Source organism: Synechococcus sp. BMK-MC-1 (genome assembly GCF_014279955.1).
Lineage (GTDB): Bacteria > Cyanobacteriota > Cyanobacteriia > PCC-6307 > Cyanobiaceae > Synechococcus_C.
This window is the reverse complement of record NZ_CP047939.1, coordinates 2,061,479-2,077,261: the sequence shown is the minus strand read 5'-3', so window position 1 is coordinate 2,077,261 and position 15,783 is coordinate 2,061,479. Positions and strand designations below refer to the sequence as shown.

Genomic DNA, 15,783 nt, shown 5'->3' with positions numbered 1-15,783 from the left:
AGACATGGCAAATCTCAAAGAGATCCGCGATCGGATCAAATCAGTTAAAAACACACGCAAGATTACCGAGGCTATGCGCCTTGTCGCGGCAGCCAAGGTGCGTCGTGCCCAGGAGCAGGTTCTGCGCAGTCGGCCTTTCGCCGATCGCCTGGCCAGGCTCCTGGAAAATCTTCAGGCGCGCATGCGCTTTGAGGATGCTGACGCCCCCCTGCTTGAGGATCGTCCCCTTGAGACGGTCACACTCATGGCGGTCACAGGTGATCGTGGCTTGTGCGGTGGCTACAACGCCAACATCATTAAGCGCACCGAGCAGCGCTTTGAAGAGCTGCAGAGCAAGGGCTACAAGGTGAATCTTGTGTTGATCGGACGCAAGGCCATCAGCTATTTCACCAATCGCAGCTATCCGATTCAGGCCACATTCACTGGCTTGGAGCAAGTGCCAACGGCTGATGAAGCCGGATCTGTGGCGAATGAAGTGTTCGCTGAGTTTCTTTCCGAAACAACCGATCGGGTTGAAATCATCTTCACCAAGTTCATCAATTTGGTGAGCTGCAAGCCGGTTGTGCAGACCCTGCTTCCGCTCGATCCCCAAGGCATCGCTGATGCTGATGACGAGATCTTCCGCCTCACCACCAAAGATGGCGATCTCCGGGTGGAAACAGGTTCTGCTCCTGCCAATGCGCAACCAGAACTCTCTTCTGAGATCGTGTTTGAGCAGAGCCCGGATCAGCTCTTGAATGCGCTTCTGCCTCTTTACCTTCAGAACCAGGTGCTGCGCTCTCTTCAGGAGGCTGCGGCCTCGGAGCTCGCCAGTCGTATGACGGCGATGAACAATGCCAGCGACAACGCCAAGGCTCTGGCTAAAACTCTGACTCTTGATTACAACAAAGCCCGTCAGGCTGCGATTACTCAGGAGATTTTGGAAGTGGCTGGTGGAGCTGCTGCTGTCGGTTAACGACACACGCACCCATCGCAATTGTGCAAAGCCGGCCTCAGGGCCGGCTTTTTTTTGATGAGAGTTTTCTGTAGCGTTGTGCATGACCGATTCTGGAGATCTGCCGCTCGCGCGTTGTGGAGCTTCATCCCCTTTTCCCCACAGTGGTGGCCACAGAGCGGATGGCGATCGACCCTCTAACGCTGGCCGGCCAGATGCAGACACTGCTGAACCTGCGCGGCGAGGCGATCAGCAATCCCGATGAAGGTTGTGCATGGACCGGAGATCTCCATGGCATCTGGCAATTGCATCAACATCCCGACTTCCAGCCGCTAGCGGACGAGGTGATGGCACGCGTTTGGATGTATCTGGAGCGCACAGGATTTGATCTTGACCAGATTGCCTTGCACCTCCAACGCTGTTGGCCTGTGCTCAGTACGACTGGGCAAGTGGTGGGTCGGCATCACCATCCCAATGCCCATGTGAGTGCCGTCGTGTATCTCAGTGGTGATGGTCAGGGGCAGGATGGAGCCCTCTGTCTGCACGCAAGGCATCAACTCAATGAGCTGGTTCCAGGGCTTGCTGTAGGTCATGGTGGGCCCATTCGCGATCATCACCCTCACAATCAGGGGCTCTGGACTGTGAACCCTGAACCCGGTCTTTTGGTGATCTTTCCGTACCGGCTGGATCACAGTGTTGGCCAGAACAATGATGAGGAGTCGCTCCGGGTGTCCATCAGCTTCGACTTCGTGCTCACGGCCCAGGCTGCGTCCGCGCCTGCGGAATTCCTCGCGCCCCATCCCCATCAGTGGCAAGGCTGTGAGCGCCAGTTGTCCTGAGAGAATGCGCGCTTCAAGGACTATCTCGAACGGATGAGCGACTCCACGGCAGCGACCTTCGCCATCAGCGTTGAGCTAGATGGACAGACCCATCAGTTTCAGTGCGGTGCCGATCAAACTGTGCTCGCAGCCGCAGAATCTGCGGGCGTGGCCGTTCCCAGCTCCTGTTGCGCTGGTGTGTGCACGACCTGTGCCGCCCGCATCCTTGATGGCACTGTGCATCAACCGGATGCCATGGGCGTGAAGGAAGAGCTCCGCCAGGACGGCTTTGCATTGCTGTGCGTGAGTTATCCACGCTCAGATCTCAAGGTGCTCGCAGGACAGGAGGATGCTCTCTATGAAGCGCAGTTTGGCCAGTATCAGAAGTGAAACTTGAATCACTTCAGCTGCAGCTGGCGCTTCCGGCGCACGAAACAGCCCGTGACTGGCGCGGCAGGATCCTGGAGCATCTGCGCGTTCATGGCGAACCTCTGCGCTGGGCCATCACCTCGGCCAATGCCGCACCAGAGGGTGGATCTGAGGTGTTGATTGAAGCGGTGATGCTTCAGCACACGGGGTGAGCTCATGGCGGCCGTCTTCCCCACACTGATGATTGTGCCCACGGGCATTGGATGCGCGATCGGAGGTTATGCCGGCGATGCGCTTCCAGCTGCGCGGTTACTCGCGGCCGCTTCGGGCTGTCTGGTGACCCATCCCAACGTGATGAATGGAGCGGCTCTTTATTGGAGCGATGAGCGCATTTTTTATGTGGAGGGATGGGGGCTTGATCGGTTTGCAGCCGGGGAGTTGGCGCTGCGTGGAGGACGGCGGCAGCGCATCGGCCTGCTGCTCGATGCTGCGATTGAACCGTCTCTTCGAGACCGCCACTTGCAGGTTGCCGATGCCTGTCGCGCCACCCTCGGCCTGGAGATTGGTCCTGTGGTCACCACGGATGTCGCCCTCGGAGTGACGCTTCGGCAAGGGGAGAGTGGGGTGAGCTGGGGCTCGCTCGAGCATCCGGATGCGCTGCTTCGCGCTGGGGAGACACTGCGAGACGCTGGAGCATCGGCGATCGCCGTGGTGGCCCGATTCCCGGATGACTGCGGCAGTGAGGCTCTGGAGGCCTATCGCCATGGAAGCGGCGTGGATGGGTTGGCTGGTGCGGAGGCGGTGATCAGCCATCTGCTCGTGAGGCATCTTCAGATCCCCTGTGCCCACGCACCGGCTCTGGCTCCCTTGCCGCTCGACCCTCAGCTGGATCCGCGGGCGGCAGCCGAAGAGTTGGCGCATACCTTTCTTCCCTGTGTTCTCGTGGGGCTCAGTCGCGCCCCGGATCTGATTCAGTCGGCAACGGCGCAGCCCGGGGATCTTCTGGCCTCCGGCCTCAGGGCCCTTGTGGTGCCGGAGGGTGCCTTGGGCGGGGAGGCCGTCCTGGCCTGCTTGGAGCGGAACGTTCCAGTGATTGCCGTCAGCAACCCTTCGGTGCTTCAGGTGTCGTCCCAATCCCTCGGACTCGAGGATCGGGTGATTGCCGCTGCGACCTACGCCGAAGCCGCCGGGTTGGTGCTGGCGATGCGGGAGGGGGTGGCGTTGCCATCGCTGCAGAGGCCCCTTTTGCCTCTGAAACCTTGCTCCATCGCTCGAGACTGATCGCATGGCCAGGGGGTTCGCAGGGTCTGCTGCTGATCGGTCGGTTTGTCCTTGTGGGTCCGGAGCCCCGTTGGCGTCATGCTGCGGTGTTTTTCATCAGGGCCTGGCGAAGGCACAAACGGCTGAACAACTGATGCGGTCGCGCTACAGCGCTTATGCGCTGGGTGAGATTGCGTATCTGATGGCCACCCACCCTGAGCCACAGACATCGCTTCAGCAACGGCGCCGCGAGCTTCGGGCCAGCAGCCGCCAGGTTCGATGGATCGCACTCGAAATCCTGGCCGTGGAGCGTGGTGGCATCGAGGATTGCCAGGGCACGGTTCAGTTTGCTGCGCATTGCATTGCCTCTGGGCAGCGCAGATGTCTTGAGGAAACCTCGTTGTTTGAGCGGCGGGATGGGCAGCTCAGTGGTGATTGGCTTTACATCCGCGCACTGTGACGACCTCAGCGCAGGCATGCCATGGGATGACGGGGCGGAACGTTTAAGGCCTTCGCAACGCCGGGGTGGCAGACCGCACCTTTCACGGTGTTGAGGCCAGACAACAATTCCGGTCGCTCAGTGACGGCTTCTTCCAGTCCACGTCCAGCGATGCCAAGGATGTAAGGCAGCGTGACACTGACCAGGGCTTCGGTGGACGTGAACGGCACGGCTCCCGGCATGTTCCCAACGGCGTAGTGCTGCACGCCATGAATGTTGATCGTGGGATCGGTGTGCGTGGTTTCCCTGCTCGTGGCGATGCAACCCCCCTGGTCGATGGCCACATCCACGATGGCCGAACCCGGTTTCATCTGTTTCACCATGTCGTCGTCCACCAGGGTCGGCGCCCGTCCGCCTGGTGTGAGCACGGCACCGATCAGCAAATCGGCGGTGGGCACGAGTCGTTCCAGCAGTCCCCGACTGCTCACCACACTCATCAAGCGTCCCCGGCGGTCGGCTTCCAGGCTGCGCAACCGCTCCGGTGATCGATCCAGCAGCATCACCTCGGCATCCATGGCCGCTGCAAGCCGGGCTGCGTTCCAGCCGACAGTGCCTGCGCCAAGAACCACCACCCGTGCCGGTTGAACACCGGTGCAGCCACCGATCAGCACGCCACGGCCGCCATTGGGTCGTTCCAGGAGGCGTGCGCCCACCTGAGCAGCGAGACGGCCGGCAATTTCACTCATCGGCGCCAGCAGCGGCAGGCTGCCGTTTTCCAACTGCACCGTCTCATAGGCCACACCCGTTGTTCCTGCATCCAGAAGGGCCTGTCCCACCTGGGGGTAGGCCGCAAGGTGCAGATACGTGAAGAGCACCATGTCGTCGCGCAGCAGGCCGAATTCCTCCTCCTGCGGTTCCTTCACTTTCACCACCAGGTGAGCGGCCCAGGCCTCGTCCCGGTCGACCATGCGGGCCCCCGCTGCAGCAAAGGCGTCATCGCCGATGCCGGCCCCAGCCCCGGCACCGTGTTGGACCCGAACCTCCAGGCCCTGGGTCACCAACTCCCTCACCCCATCCGGCGTCAGGGCGACCCGTTGCTCATCAGCTTTGATCTCGGTGGGCACCCCGATGCTGGCCATCGGGGCCGTCAGAACGGAATGAGCCATGGAAGGCAGAGTCGTCTTCTCAATCTGGCTCAGATGGCTGCAATCGGCAGCCGCCAGCCACTGCCAAACGCCTGTTTGCTCACTTTCAGAAGCGGAGGGGCCTGTCGCCGCTTGAATTCAGCCCGACGGAACAACCGTTCAATGCGCTTCACATCGTCGGGATCATGTCCGGCACCGATCAGCTGCTCACCACTCATCCGCTGTTCGATCAGATCCATGAGCAAGGGGTCCAGCCGTTCGTAGTCAGGCAGGGAGTCACTGTCTTTCTGGTCTGGCCGCAGTTCGGCGCTCGGGGGTTTTTCGAGAATGGCCTGGCCGATCAATGGCCCAGACCCCCCCAGCCCCAGTTCGGCTCGACAGGCACCAGCGTCCGGGCTGTCGAGCCAATGGCAGAGAGCGAACACCGTTGATTTGTAGAGATCACCAATGACCGCCAAGCCGCCGTTCATGTCGCCATAGAGGGTGCAATAGCCCACGGCCAGTTCGGATTTGTTTCCTGTGGAGAGCAGCAGCTGGCCCTGCTGATTGGCCATCGCCATCAGCAGGGTTCCGCGGATGCGTGATTGCAGATTTTCAGCTGTGATGCCTGAGGGCTCTGCGTTCAGCGCTGGTGTGAGCGTGGTTTCAAAGCCCTCCATCAGAGTCTGAATTGGCACAATCTGCGAGGCGATCCCAAGGCGTGTTGCCAGGTCCAGAGCATCGGCAATCGATCCTGAGGAGCTCCAGGGAGAGGGCATCAGCAGGCTCTGCACGTGGTCAGGCCCCAGAGCAGCGGCGGCGATCACCGCCACCAAAGCCGAATCAATGCCGCCACTGAGTCCGAGAAGCGCCTTTTTGAATCCGCATTTGATTGCATAGTCCTTGACCCCGGTCACCAGGCCTCGGAACAGCGCCTCGAGGTCGTCGTCTGGGGTGTTCGCTTGTTGATGCGCGCGGCTGGGCTGCTCTTGCCGCTCAGGGGGTAATGCCGCTGTCCAGACCGCTGTGCTGACGGCGAATTCGGGCAGTTGAAGCAGCGGGGTGTTGTCTCCTGGAGCGATCACGAAGCTGGCGCCATCGAAGATCAGCTCATCGTTCCCCCCCACTTGATTCACGTACACCACAGGACACTGCAGACGTTCAGCGGCCCGAGCCGCCAGCTCATGGCGGAGCGTGCCCTTTCGCCTGCTGAATGGGGATGCCGAGCAGTTGATCAAGGCATCAAGGCGTTCGGGGATCAAGCTGGCGATGGGATCCGGGCCCACCAGGCGTTGCCCATGGAGCTCCTCATCCACCCAGAGGTCTTCGCAGATGCTGAGCCCCAGGTGCCAGTCGCGGTGGTTCACGCGAAGGCTGATGGTGGACGGACTGCCGCTGGCGCGGAAATAACGGGTTTCGTCGAAGACGTCGTAGCTGGGCAACAGCTGCTTGCGGGCGACGACCTGCCATCCCCTCGCCTGCACCAGAGCCAGGGCGTTGAAGAGCCGGGGGTGTTGCTGGTCTGGGGCCACCTCGGCCACTCCAACGAGGAGGGCCACATCCAATTGTTCGGCGTGCAAGCGTTGCTGCAGCTGGTCGAGGGCCTGTTGCTGCTGCTCCAGGTGAGCGGCGCTGAAGAGCAGATCCCTTGGTGGGTAGCCCCAGAGGGATAGCTCTGGTGTCACCAGCAGGTCTGCCGAGACCTTGCCGTTGACCTCGGTGGCGGCCAAGGCCGCGTGAATGCGATCGGCATTCCCCAGAAGGTCGCCCACCACCGGATTGATCTGGGCCAGGGCGATACGCATCAGCACTCAGGCGGAAGAGGAGTGGAAGCCGTAAAGATTGTGCTCCAACAGCAGAGGCCAGAGCGTGTCGGGAATTTGATCATCCCCTGTGGCTTGGCGCACGGCGGAGCTGGCGGTGGCTGGGATGTCGAGGGACAGAATCCTTGGGCGGGCACCGAGGCCTTCGAGGGTTTGGACGTGATCGGCCTGTAAGGGCCAGCCCTTGCGCGGAACAATGCCCAGTTCACAGAGACCGAGCCACTGCTCGCAATCTTTCCAACGTGGGATCTGCGTGGCCAGATCGCTGCCAACGACAAAGCACAAAGGGGATTGAGGCCAGCGCTGTCGCGCGCGTTCCAGGGTGGTGATGGCATAGGGACTGCTGAGGTCCTGGGCCAGTTCCAGGCGTGGGTTGTCGATGGTCTGAACGACACAACCCAGCAGGTCGCTGCGCTGCTTGAGTTCTGCACCGTGGCGCTTGGACGGGTTGTCACTGGCCCACGTCACCACGCGCTGGAACTCGCCGAGAAGTCCTTCCAGGAGGGCCTGATGTCCGAGGGTGGGCGGATCCGCGCTGGTGCCCAGCAGTGCAATCGAGTCTCTGCTCATGGCAGTAGCGATTTCAACGCCGGCCGCGTTGGGGCATCCGGCCAGCGATGCATCAATCCGACCAGCCCGCGATCGGTGCGGGAGAGCCGGCGCATCATGCTGATGGGTATCGGCTGGTTGCGGCGACCACGGCCGCGCTCCTCCAGAAGCCAGCGGGCTGTCATCCGCCCGGTGCGGCGGGTGGTGTGGACCGCCAGAGCCGCCTGGGCCACGGCCACCGGAGCCGCCGGAGCCAGGCTGAGCCCTGCACTGAAGGGAGCCGCCAGCAGGAGCAGCTGGCGAATCACTCCCAGACTCATTTGCAACCCCAGCTGGGCTCCACCGATCAGGGCGTTCTGACCACCGAGCTGACGGAGCAGACGACGGGCAGCGGGGCCTCCCAGCGGAAGGTCGTACAGCGCACACAGCTGGCTCACCAAGGCGGCATCACAGGCCATGCCTCCTGCAAGATCAAGCAGCAGCAAGGGGTTGGCAGCAAGGGCCGCTGCTTTGAGCGCGGCATAGCGACCGATCAGCCCTTGCGCTTCCCGACGGCGGCGCAGCAGGCGGCCGGTTTCGAGCTGCTGCTGAATGCTCGTTGCCTGGCGCAGGCCGTTCAAGAGCAGCAGGCTTGCGCCGTGCTCAGCCAGCAGTGCGCTGAGATGGGTCTCCAGACGCGCGACATCCGCTGGCTGCTTTTGGCTGCGGATGCGTCCGTCATTGAGTTGCACAGCCCGTCTCGGTGCCGCTGCGGCGACGACCGGCCCGGGGAGCCCTTTCGGCAGGCGGCGTTTGATGCTGGCGAGCAGAGGGGCCAGCTCTTCGGCGGGCCAACAATCGCTGCGATTCAACACGGTGAGCACCGGTTTTCCCTTGGTCTGGAGGGTCGCCAGTGCATCGAGCTCAATCTGGGTGATGTCCCCATCCAGCACCAGCAACACGAGGTCGGCGTTCATGGCCACCCGTCCGGCAAGGCGGGCTCGGGCTGGGCCATCGACCTCATCGATCCCCGGTGTGTCCACCAGGTCGACGCCTTGCAGGCCTGGGACTGGCTTGGGCCAGGGAGTGCTCTGCTGTTGCCTTGTGCAGCCATGGGCCACGTCCGTGGCCATCAGCGACTGGCCCACGAGGGCGTTGACCAAACTCGACTTGCCGACGCCAACCCGGCCGAACACGGCGATGCGCAGCCGGCTCTGCTCCAGTCGCTGGAGCTGGTGGTCCAGCGTGATGAGAGCACCGCTTAAAAGCCCTCGCTCACGGGGCGTCAGGTTCAGCTGGTCTTTCCACAGCCGCAACACTGTCGCCTTGGATGCCATCGCGGTGGGGTTGGTCATGGGGAACCGCTTCCTCCGCCCTTCCGCCACCACCCAGCCAGAACCGCCAAGACGGCATCGGGACCGATCACACCGACGAAGCCCCCGAATTCATCCACCACGACGCGCACGCCGGCATTGTCACGACGAAACGCAGTCAGCAGTCGATCAGCGCGGATCATCTCTGGGACGAATTCTGCGGGTTCGCTCAGATCCAAAGGGGTGAGCTGACCACGGTTTTGAACCAGCGCGCTCAGAAGACTGTCGCGGTTGGCCACACCCAGAACCTTGTCCACTGCGTCGCCGAGCACGACCCACCACTGGGCTTCATTGTCGATCAGCGCGTCCCGCAGTTCATCCAGGCGGGTGGCCCCATCCAGGGTGGGCGCTGCCACCCGCGGGATCATCAGATCGCGGGCGGTGAGATCGTTGAGCTGGAACACCTTGGCGATCATGGCGGCCTCATCCGCTTCGATCTGACCTTTCTGAGAACCAAGCCTGGCGAGAAGCCTGATCTCTTCCTCATCCGTGCTGATCTCGCTCTCCTCAGTGATGGCCGGCAGCAGGCGTTCGAGCAGCAGAACCAGGGGGCGCATCATCACGCCCAGCCAGTGCAGCACCGGGGCACTGGCCAGAGCCACTGGCAGAGCCAGGCGACTACCGATCGCTTTGGGCAGGATCTCGCCAAGCAGAATCACCAGAACGGTGAGACTGACCGAAAACAGAGGCAGCGCCACATTGCTGCTGTCCATGCGTTTGAACAGCCAGGCGGCATAGCCCCCAAGCATCAGGCTGCCGAAGATGTTGAAGCCGTTGTTGGCGATCACCAGCACCGACAGGGTGCGTCCCAGGCGCTGGCGCAGCTGGGCAAGTCTGCGGGCACCAGCGACTGGCCGCGGGCGGGCGGCGAGCTCGTGGACGCGGATGGGATTGACCGTGAGCAAAGCGGCCTCCACACCCGAGCAGAGAGCGGATCCCGCCAGCACCACCACCACCAGGATCAGCAGGATCAGCAGGTCGGAGGTCATGGGGGTGCGCTTTGCCTGCCATCCTGACTGTTACTCGGCAACCTGTCTCTTTCGTGGCTGAATGCACCCCCCTCATTGATGTTGCTTGTCATGCGGATCGTCGTGAGCGATTCATGCAAGATCTGGGGGGTGCAGCTGCGGTCATCCCCGCTGCCACCTTGGTCACCCATCATGCCGACACGGAATGGCCGTTCCGTCAGGACAGCGATTTCTGGTACCTGACCGGTTTTGATGAGCCAGATGCGGTGGCTCTGCTGCTGCCCCATCGGCCGGAGGGGGAACGGTTTGTGCTGTTTGTGAACCCTCGCGAACCAGCCGCTGAGGTTTGGACCGGACGTCGCTGGGGGTGCGAGGGGGCCGTGGAGTGTTTCGGTGCTGATATCGCCCACCCTCGCTCTGAGCTTGAGCAGCGGCTTCCCGACTATCTGAACGGTGCTGAGGGCATCGCCTTCCGCGTCGGTCGCCATCCCGCCATTGAGCCGTTGGTGGTTGCCGCTTGGGCCGGGCAACTCGATCGTGCTTCGCGAACCGGGAGCGCGGCCTTGGCCTTGCTGGCTCCCTGTTCCTTGCTGCATCGCATGCGCCTGCGCAAGGAGCCGGCGGAGCTGGAGCGTCTGCGCGAGGCCGGGCGGATTTCGGCCGCCGCCCATGAGCTGGCCCGTTCCGTCGTCAAACCCGGGATGCGCGAACGACAGGTTCAGGCCTTGATCGAAGAGCATTTCCTCGATCAAGGGGCCCGTGGTGTGGCTTATGGATCCATCGTGGCGGGAGGGGATAACGCCTGCGTTCTTCATTACATCGAGAACAACGCCGTGCTTCAGGACGGCGATCTTCTGCTGATCGATGCCGGCTGCTCACTGCCGGACTACTACAACGGCGACATCACGCGAACGTTCCCGGTGAATGGTCGCTTCAGCGGCGAGCAGCGTGAGCTCTACAGCCTTGTGCTGGCTGCGCAACAGTCCGCGATTGACAGTGTGCGACCTGGTCAGACCGCTGAGGGTGTGCACGACACGGCCGTGCGCGTTCTGGTGGAGGGTTTGGTGAGCCTCGGTCTCCTGCAGGGGGATGTGGATGGCCTGATTGAACAGGGCGCGTACCGCCATCTCTACATGCACCGCACCGGCCATTGGCTCGGCCTGGATGTTCATGATGTGGGTGCTTATCGGCTTGGCGAGCATCACGTGGAGCTGGAACCCGGCATGGTGCTCACCGTGGAGCCCGGCCTCTACGTGAGCGATCGTCTGCCGGTTCCTGAAGGGCAACCCAGCATCGACGAACGCTGGAAGGGGATCGGCATCCGCATCGAGGACGACGTGGCTGTGAGGAAACTCGACGAGGTGCCTGAAGGCCACGAAGTGCTCAGCGCCAACGCCCTCAAGTCGGTTCAGGCCATGGAGCGCTGATCTCAGACCAGATCCAACATCAGCCAGAACAGGAACACCACCAGAAGCATCAACCCTTCGCTCCCGAGCACCTTCGGATGGGGGCGAAGCAGGAAGAGGGTGAGAGCCAGCAGCACCATGGAGGCGGGCTCAAGGCCCAAAACCACCTCAGAGCCGATGATCTGCCCGATGATGAGCACCGCGGGAACGGTGAGGCTGATCGTGGCCAAAACCGATCCGAAGAGGGTGTTGAGGGCCCGCTGCAGCTGGCCGCGGCGCGTGGCCTGGATCGCGTTCAACGCCTCCGGAATCAGGATCAGCATGGCCACGAGGATGCCAGCCAGAGCACCGGGCAGTTCCAGTTCGTTCACGCCCCGCTCGATCAGCTGACCCATGGACTCAGCGATCAGCACCACCACTCCAAGACTGGCGACCAGCAGGCCGCCCGCCCGCCAGGGTCGGTGCTTGCGGTTGAGGCCTCCAGGGGTGTTGCCGCTGTTGAGAGATGCCCGCTCCTGCGCATCCATGAAGAAACAGCGGTAAGGCCCCATCTGGTTGATCAGGAAGATCACGTAGACGCCGACGGCGACCACGGACAGCACCGCTTCGATCGGCAGGCTGAATTCACCCTCTGGCGAGTCCGTGCTGAAGTTGGGAATGATGAGGACGAGAACGCTCATCGTGCTGATGAGGTTGTAGAAGACCATCGAGCCGGCCATGTTCGGGCCCGAGAGGTCCTCCTCACTCATGGCTTCATCAGACTCCAGCTTCTGTCTGGACTGCCTAGAGGTGATCGCCATGCATAACCCGGTGATGCCGGTGAGGGCGATCATCAGCACGGAGAACATCGAGTCACGGGCGAGCGTGGGGTTCTGTTCGCCGGTGATCATGGTGCTGCCGATGAGGGCCAGCTCGATCACGATGACAGAGCCTGTGAGCACCAGGGTCCCGTAGGGCTCGCCGAGCGCCTCCGCCAGCAGCTCGGCCTGATTGGCCACTTGCTGGGAGAGGAGCACCACAACGGCTCCCAGGATCAGGAGTCCAGCAATGATCAAGCCGGCGTCACTGGCCAGCAGCCAATCCAGCACTCCGCTGAAACTGAGCAGGGCGAGCACGCCGCCTCCGAGGGCGAGGGTTGACAGCTCGTTGCGGATCTCCATGACCGAGGAGGGCAGTGGCGATCGGCTGTTCATGGACGCCTGGGGGTGTTCACAGGCCATACGTTGGCAGTCCTTTCAGCGCTGCGCCGCGGATTCCAGCCATTCAGTCACGGCCATGGTGCTGCTCAGGATGTGGTCAGCACCGGCCTCCATCAGCCGCTGTTCGTAAGCACGACGCTCCACAGGGTGAGCGTGAAGGTGCGGAGGGGCGACGGCCAGGCTGATCCAGGTTCGCTCTGGTTGCTCAGCCCTGGCACGGATGACGGTTTGAACGTCGGCCACGGTGTCCCCGAGATAGGCCACGGTGGTTGCTTCGCTGCTGGTGAGGAGGGATTCACTCATCTGCCGCAGTCCGGTGGGATCCGGTTTGTCGGGAGCATCGCCCATGGCGATCAAGGGCGGGGCGTTGAGCCCCAGGCGCTGCTCCAGTACGAAGCGGGCGGAGGGGGGTTCTGCGCCGCTGACGAAGCCCCAGGCCCATCCGAGGGAATGAAGGGTCTCAAACAGGGACGCATTCACCAGGAGTGGCTCATCGCCGATGAAACCAGTCCAGCTTTCCGGTGAGTCTTCTGGATCGCCCCCGAAATAAAACCCGCTGAACACCGCGATCAGAGCATTGCGTTCCGGCAGGGGCGATCCATGCCGTTTCAACAGCTCGAGGCTTGCATCCCAATCGTTGTTCCATCGCCCTTCTCCCTTGAGATCATCGATCTGCGACGGACTTGGTCGCCAGTTGCTGTAGTGCTCAACCGTTGCCTGCAAGGCACGGCGGTAGCTTCCGGCCACGTCCCGAATCACGCCGTCGATATCGAACAACAGGAGTTGGTGGGGATCGCTTGGCAAGCTCAGGTGATGAAGGGTTAAGGCGGCTGTTAGGTTAGTTGTTTGTCCTTAATCCTTGAGCGCTGACACCATGACGGTTTCCGAAGGCGCTGCCGTCGACCAGGAGGTCGCCACCGAGGCAGCAGCAGCTGATCAGGCACCGCAAACCACCGATGCCGATCAGCAGCAGGAGCCGAAGGAAGGTCGCCCTGTCATGCGCGGCGGTAGTGCTGCCTTGGCCTCTGCCACCATCGACGCCGACGGTGTTCCTTCCGGCTACACACCCAAAGCGGACGAAGGACGTTTTCTCCTGAAGATCCTTTGGCTCCCTGACAACGTGGCTCTGGCCGTGGATCAAATCGTCGGCGGTGGTCCAAGCCCTTTGACTGCCTACTTCTTCTGGCCTCGTGAAGATGCCTGGGAAACGCTCAAGAGTGAGTTGGAAGGAAAGTCCTGGATCACCGATAACGAGCGTGTTGAAGTGCTCAACAAAGCCACTGAAGTGATCAATTACTGGCAAGAGGAAGGCAAGGGCAAGAGCCTTGAGGATGCCAAGCTCAAGTTCCCCGACGTCACCTTCTGCGGTACCGCCTGAATCGCGCGCACACCAAGGGTCCATGGTTCGATCGCGACCTGCAGTCACTGCAGGTCGTTTTTTTTGTTCGATCGTTCAGACATGAAAAAGCCGGGGTAGAAAACCCCGGACTGGATGAAATCTCCGTTGATTTTGAACAATCAATCCTGATTCTTAGCCGCCTGCACGCGTGCGCGGGCACGATCGAGGGATTGTTGAGCTTTCACTTTGTCGGCTGATGCAGGCTGGCCTTCCATTTTGGAGACTTCGTTCCTTGCAGCCTGAAGATCCGATTCGGCACTGGAGGCGTCAATGGAACTGCCGAGCTCAGCAGAATTCACCAACACGGTGACATCGTCAGCATCCACTTCCGCAAAACCGCCCATCAGCGCGATGGACTTCCAGCCGCCATCGGCACGAACACGCAGGACACCCACATCCAGCGCTGCGAGCAAGGACACGTGGCCGGGGAGAATTCCAAGCTGACCAGTGGTGCTTGGAAGAATCACCTCGTCAGCTGAACCGTCGAACACACTCTGGTCGGGTGCCAGCACGCGGAGGGTGAGGGACATGGAAGGGGAGGACTTGGGGTCGGGGCGTTGGAGCTAAATCGTGATGGTGGGGACCGGCGTTGAACGGCGGTCCCCGGAAGCTTCACTTGGCTTCTGCCGCGATCTTCTCGGCCTTGGCCTTGACCTGGTCGATGTTGCCGACGAGGTAAAAGGCCTGTTCGGGGAGGTGGTCGAGCTCACCAGCGAGGATCTGGTTGAATCCGGCGATGGTTTCTTCCAGCTTCACGTACACACCAGGCATTCCGGTGAAGATCTCAGCCACGAAGAAGGGCTGGGAGAGGAATTTCTCGATCTTGCGGGCGCGATCCACGGTGCGACGGTCGTCTTCAGAGAGTTCATCAAGACCAAGAATGGCGATGATGTCTTGAAGCTCCTTGTAGCGCTGCAGTGTGGACTGCACGGCACGCGCTGTTTTGTAGTGCTCCTCACCCACAACGGCGGGCTGGAGCATGGTGCTGGTGGAGTCCAGGGGATCCACAGCGGGATAGATGCCCTTGGAGGCCAGGCCGCGGCTCAGCACGGTGGTGGCGTCGAGGTGAGCAAAGGTGGTCGCAGGAGCCGGGTCAGTGAGGTCGTCAGCGGGAACGTAAACGGCCTGAATGGAGGTGATGGACCCTTCCAGAGTGGACGTGATGCGCTCCTGAAGCTCACCCACGTCGGTGCCCAGGGTGGGCTGGTAACCCACGGCGGACGGCATGCGGCCCAGGAGAGCGGACACCTCAGAGCCGGCCTGCACGAAGCGGAAGATGTTGTCGACGAACAGGAGCACGTCCTGCTTGTTCACATCACGGAAGTGCTCAGCCATGGTGAGAGCGGAGAGACCCACGCGCATGCGGGCGCCGGGGGGCTCATTCATCTGGCCGTAGCAAAGGGCCACCTTCGACTTGGAGAGGTCTTCGGCATTGATCACGCCGGAATCCTTGAACTCCTCGTAGAGGTCGTTGCCTTCGCGGGTGCGCTCACCCACGCCACCGAACACGGACACGCCACCGTGCTCCTTGGCGATGTTGTTGATGAGTTCCTGAATCAGAACGGTTTTGCCCACACCGGCACCTCCGAAGAGGCCGACTTTTCCGCCTTGGCGATAGGGGGCGAGAAGGTCGATCACCTTGATACCGGTTTCGAAAACCTTGGGCTTGGTTTCCAGTTCGGTGAGTTTGGGGGCTGAACGGTGAATGGGTGCCGTTGCCGAAGCGTTCACAGGGCCCTGTTCGTCGACGGGCTCGCCGAGAACGTTGAAGATTCGGCCGAGGGTTGCTTCACCCACGGGAACGCTGATCGGAGCGCCTGTATCGAGCGCTTCCATGCCGCGGACGAGGCCGTCAGTGCCACTCATGGCCACGGCACGAACGCGATGGTCACCCAGCAGCTGCTGCACTTCTGCGGTGAGGGCTACCGGCTGTCCCGCCGTGTTAGTTCCCTCGATCCGGAGCGCATTGAGAATCTTGGGCAGCTTGCCGGCTGGAAATTCCACGTCCAGAACCGGGCCAATAACTTGGCGAACAACGCCCTTGGTACCGGCGGAGGCGGGAGCAGCAGCGGCCATAGGAAAGGAGGTGTGTGAGGGACGCGACGTGCGCACCCTTCTCGAGCGGCGCAACGATACCACCGCC

General features: G+C 61.9%; 17 protein-coding genes. 8 read left to right on the top strand and 9 right to left on the bottom strand.

The window, feature by feature from the left end; genetic code table 11:
* Positions 1-4 precede the first annotated feature (4 nt).
* The 6 genes from SynBMKMC1_RS11815 (at position 5) to SynBMKMC1_RS11790 (ending at position 3,841) form a co-directional block, all read left to right on the top strand.
* Entirely contained in the window at positions 5-955 is a 951-nt protein-coding gene (locus tag SynBMKMC1_RS11815) for a F0F1 ATP synthase subunit gamma (protein WP_011933909.1), read from the top strand.
* Positions 956-1,071: 116 nt separating this feature from the next.
* Entirely contained in the window at positions 1,072-1,773 is a 702-nt protein-coding gene (locus SynBMKMC1_RS11810; protein WP_186471884.1) for a TIGR02466 family protein, read from the top strand.
* A 33-nt stretch (positions 1,774-1,806) separates the two neighbouring features.
* The gene (locus SynBMKMC1_RS11805) at positions 1,807-2,142 is read left to right on the top strand and encodes a 2Fe-2S iron-sulfur cluster-binding protein (protein ID WP_011933907.1); all 336 of its coding nucleotides are present in this window, start codon (positions 1,807-1,809) and stop codon (positions 2,140-2,142) included.
* Positions 2,139-2,333, top strand: a complete 195-nt coding sequence (locus SynBMKMC1_RS11800) for a hypothetical protein (RefSeq protein ID WP_186471883.1) — start codon at positions 2,139-2,141, stop codon at positions 2,331-2,333. Before SynBMKMC1_RS11805 ends, SynBMKMC1_RS11800 begins: the two co-directional genes overlap by 4 nt.
* Before the next feature lie 4 nt (positions 2,334-2,337).
* Positions 2,338-3,402 carry a DUF3326 domain-containing protein gene (locus tag SynBMKMC1_RS11795; protein ID WP_186471882.1) on the top strand — a complete coding sequence of 355 codons (1,065 nt, stop codon included), beginning with the start codon at positions 2,338-2,340 and terminating at the stop codon, positions 3,400-3,402.
* A gap of 70 nt (positions 3,403-3,472) precedes the next feature.
* Positions 3,473-3,841, top strand: coding sequence for a YchJ family protein (locus SynBMKMC1_RS11790; protein ID WP_370593919.1), 369 nt, complete (start codon positions 3,473-3,475; stop codon positions 3,839-3,841).
* Positions 3,842-3,846: 5 nt separating this feature from the next.
* Here SynBMKMC1_RS11790 and ald read toward each other — a convergent pair whose 3' ends face one another.
* The 5 genes from ald to SynBMKMC1_RS11765 are packed head-to-tail and all read right to left on the bottom strand — an operon-like array spanning position 3,847 to position 9,657.
* Positions 3,847-4,986, bottom strand: coding sequence for an alanine dehydrogenase (gene ald, locus SynBMKMC1_RS11785; RefSeq protein WP_186471880.1), 1,140 nt, complete (start codon positions 4,984-4,986; stop codon positions 3,847-3,849).
* Positions 4,987-5,015: 29 nt separating this feature from the next.
* Entirely contained in the window at positions 5,016-6,749 is a 1,734-nt protein-coding gene (locus tag SynBMKMC1_RS11780) for an NAD+ synthase (RefSeq protein ID WP_186471879.1), read from the bottom strand.
* A 6-nt stretch (positions 6,750-6,755) separates the two neighbouring features.
* Positions 6,756-7,337 carry a nicotinate-nucleotide adenylyltransferase gene (locus tag SynBMKMC1_RS11775; protein WP_011933901.1) on the bottom strand — a complete coding sequence of 194 codons (582 nt, stop codon included), beginning with the start codon at positions 7,335-7,337 and terminating at the stop codon, positions 6,756-6,758.
* Positions 7,334-8,650 carry a DUF697 domain-containing protein gene (locus SynBMKMC1_RS11770; protein ID WP_186471878.1) on the bottom strand — a complete coding sequence of 439 codons (1,317 nt, stop codon included), beginning with the start codon at positions 8,648-8,650 and terminating at the stop codon, positions 7,334-7,336. The genes SynBMKMC1_RS11775 and SynBMKMC1_RS11770 overlap by 4 nt, the downstream gene beginning before the upstream one ends.
* Positions 8,647-9,657, bottom strand: coding sequence for a CNNM domain-containing protein (locus SynBMKMC1_RS11765; protein WP_011933899.1), 1,011 nt, complete (start codon positions 9,655-9,657; stop codon positions 8,647-8,649). The genes SynBMKMC1_RS11770 and SynBMKMC1_RS11765 overlap by 4 nt, the downstream gene beginning before the upstream one ends.
* 53 nt (positions 9,658-9,710) lie before the next feature.
* Between SynBMKMC1_RS11765 and SynBMKMC1_RS11760 the strand changes: the two genes are divergently transcribed.
* Positions 9,711-11,063, top strand: coding sequence for an aminopeptidase P N-terminal domain-containing protein (locus SynBMKMC1_RS11760; RefSeq protein ID WP_186471877.1), 1,353 nt, complete (start codon positions 9,711-9,713; stop codon positions 11,061-11,063).
* Positions 11,064-11,065: 2 nt separating this feature from the next.
* Here the strand turns inward: SynBMKMC1_RS11760 and SynBMKMC1_RS11755 are convergent, their stop codons facing one another.
* Both SynBMKMC1_RS11755 and SynBMKMC1_RS11750 read right to left on the bottom strand, forming a co-directional pair.
* Entirely contained in the window at positions 11,066-12,235 is a 1,170-nt protein-coding gene (locus tag SynBMKMC1_RS11755; RefSeq protein ID WP_255486188.1) for a calcium:proton antiporter, read from the bottom strand.
* Between the two features lie 42 nt (positions 12,236-12,277).
* A complete protein-coding gene (locus SynBMKMC1_RS11750; RefSeq protein WP_186471876.1) occupies positions 12,278-13,045 on the bottom strand; it encodes a TIGR01548 family HAD-type hydrolase in 768 nt (255 codons plus the stop codon).
* Between the two features lie 70 nt (positions 13,046-13,115).
* Between SynBMKMC1_RS11750 and SynBMKMC1_RS11745 the strand changes: the two genes are divergently transcribed.
* Entirely contained in the window at positions 13,116-13,619 is a 504-nt protein-coding gene (locus tag SynBMKMC1_RS11745) for a 30S ribosomal protein PSRP-3 (RefSeq protein ID WP_011933895.1), read from the top strand.
* Between the two features lie 140 nt (positions 13,620-13,759).
* Here SynBMKMC1_RS11745 and atpC read toward each other — a convergent pair whose 3' ends face one another.
* On the bottom strand, positions 13,760-14,170 hold the full coding sequence (atpC, locus tag SynBMKMC1_RS11740; protein ID WP_011933894.1) for an ATP synthase F1 subunit epsilon: 411 nt from the start codon (positions 14,168-14,170) through the stop codon (positions 13,760-13,762).
* 82 nt (positions 14,171-14,252) lie between these two features.
* Positions 14,253-15,716: a F0F1 ATP synthase subunit beta gene (gene atpD / locus SynBMKMC1_RS11735; RefSeq protein ID WP_011933893.1), complete on the bottom strand. Its 1,464-nt coding sequence runs from the start codon at positions 15,714-15,716 to the stop codon at positions 14,253-14,255.
* Positions 15,717-15,783: the final 67 nt, after the last annotated feature.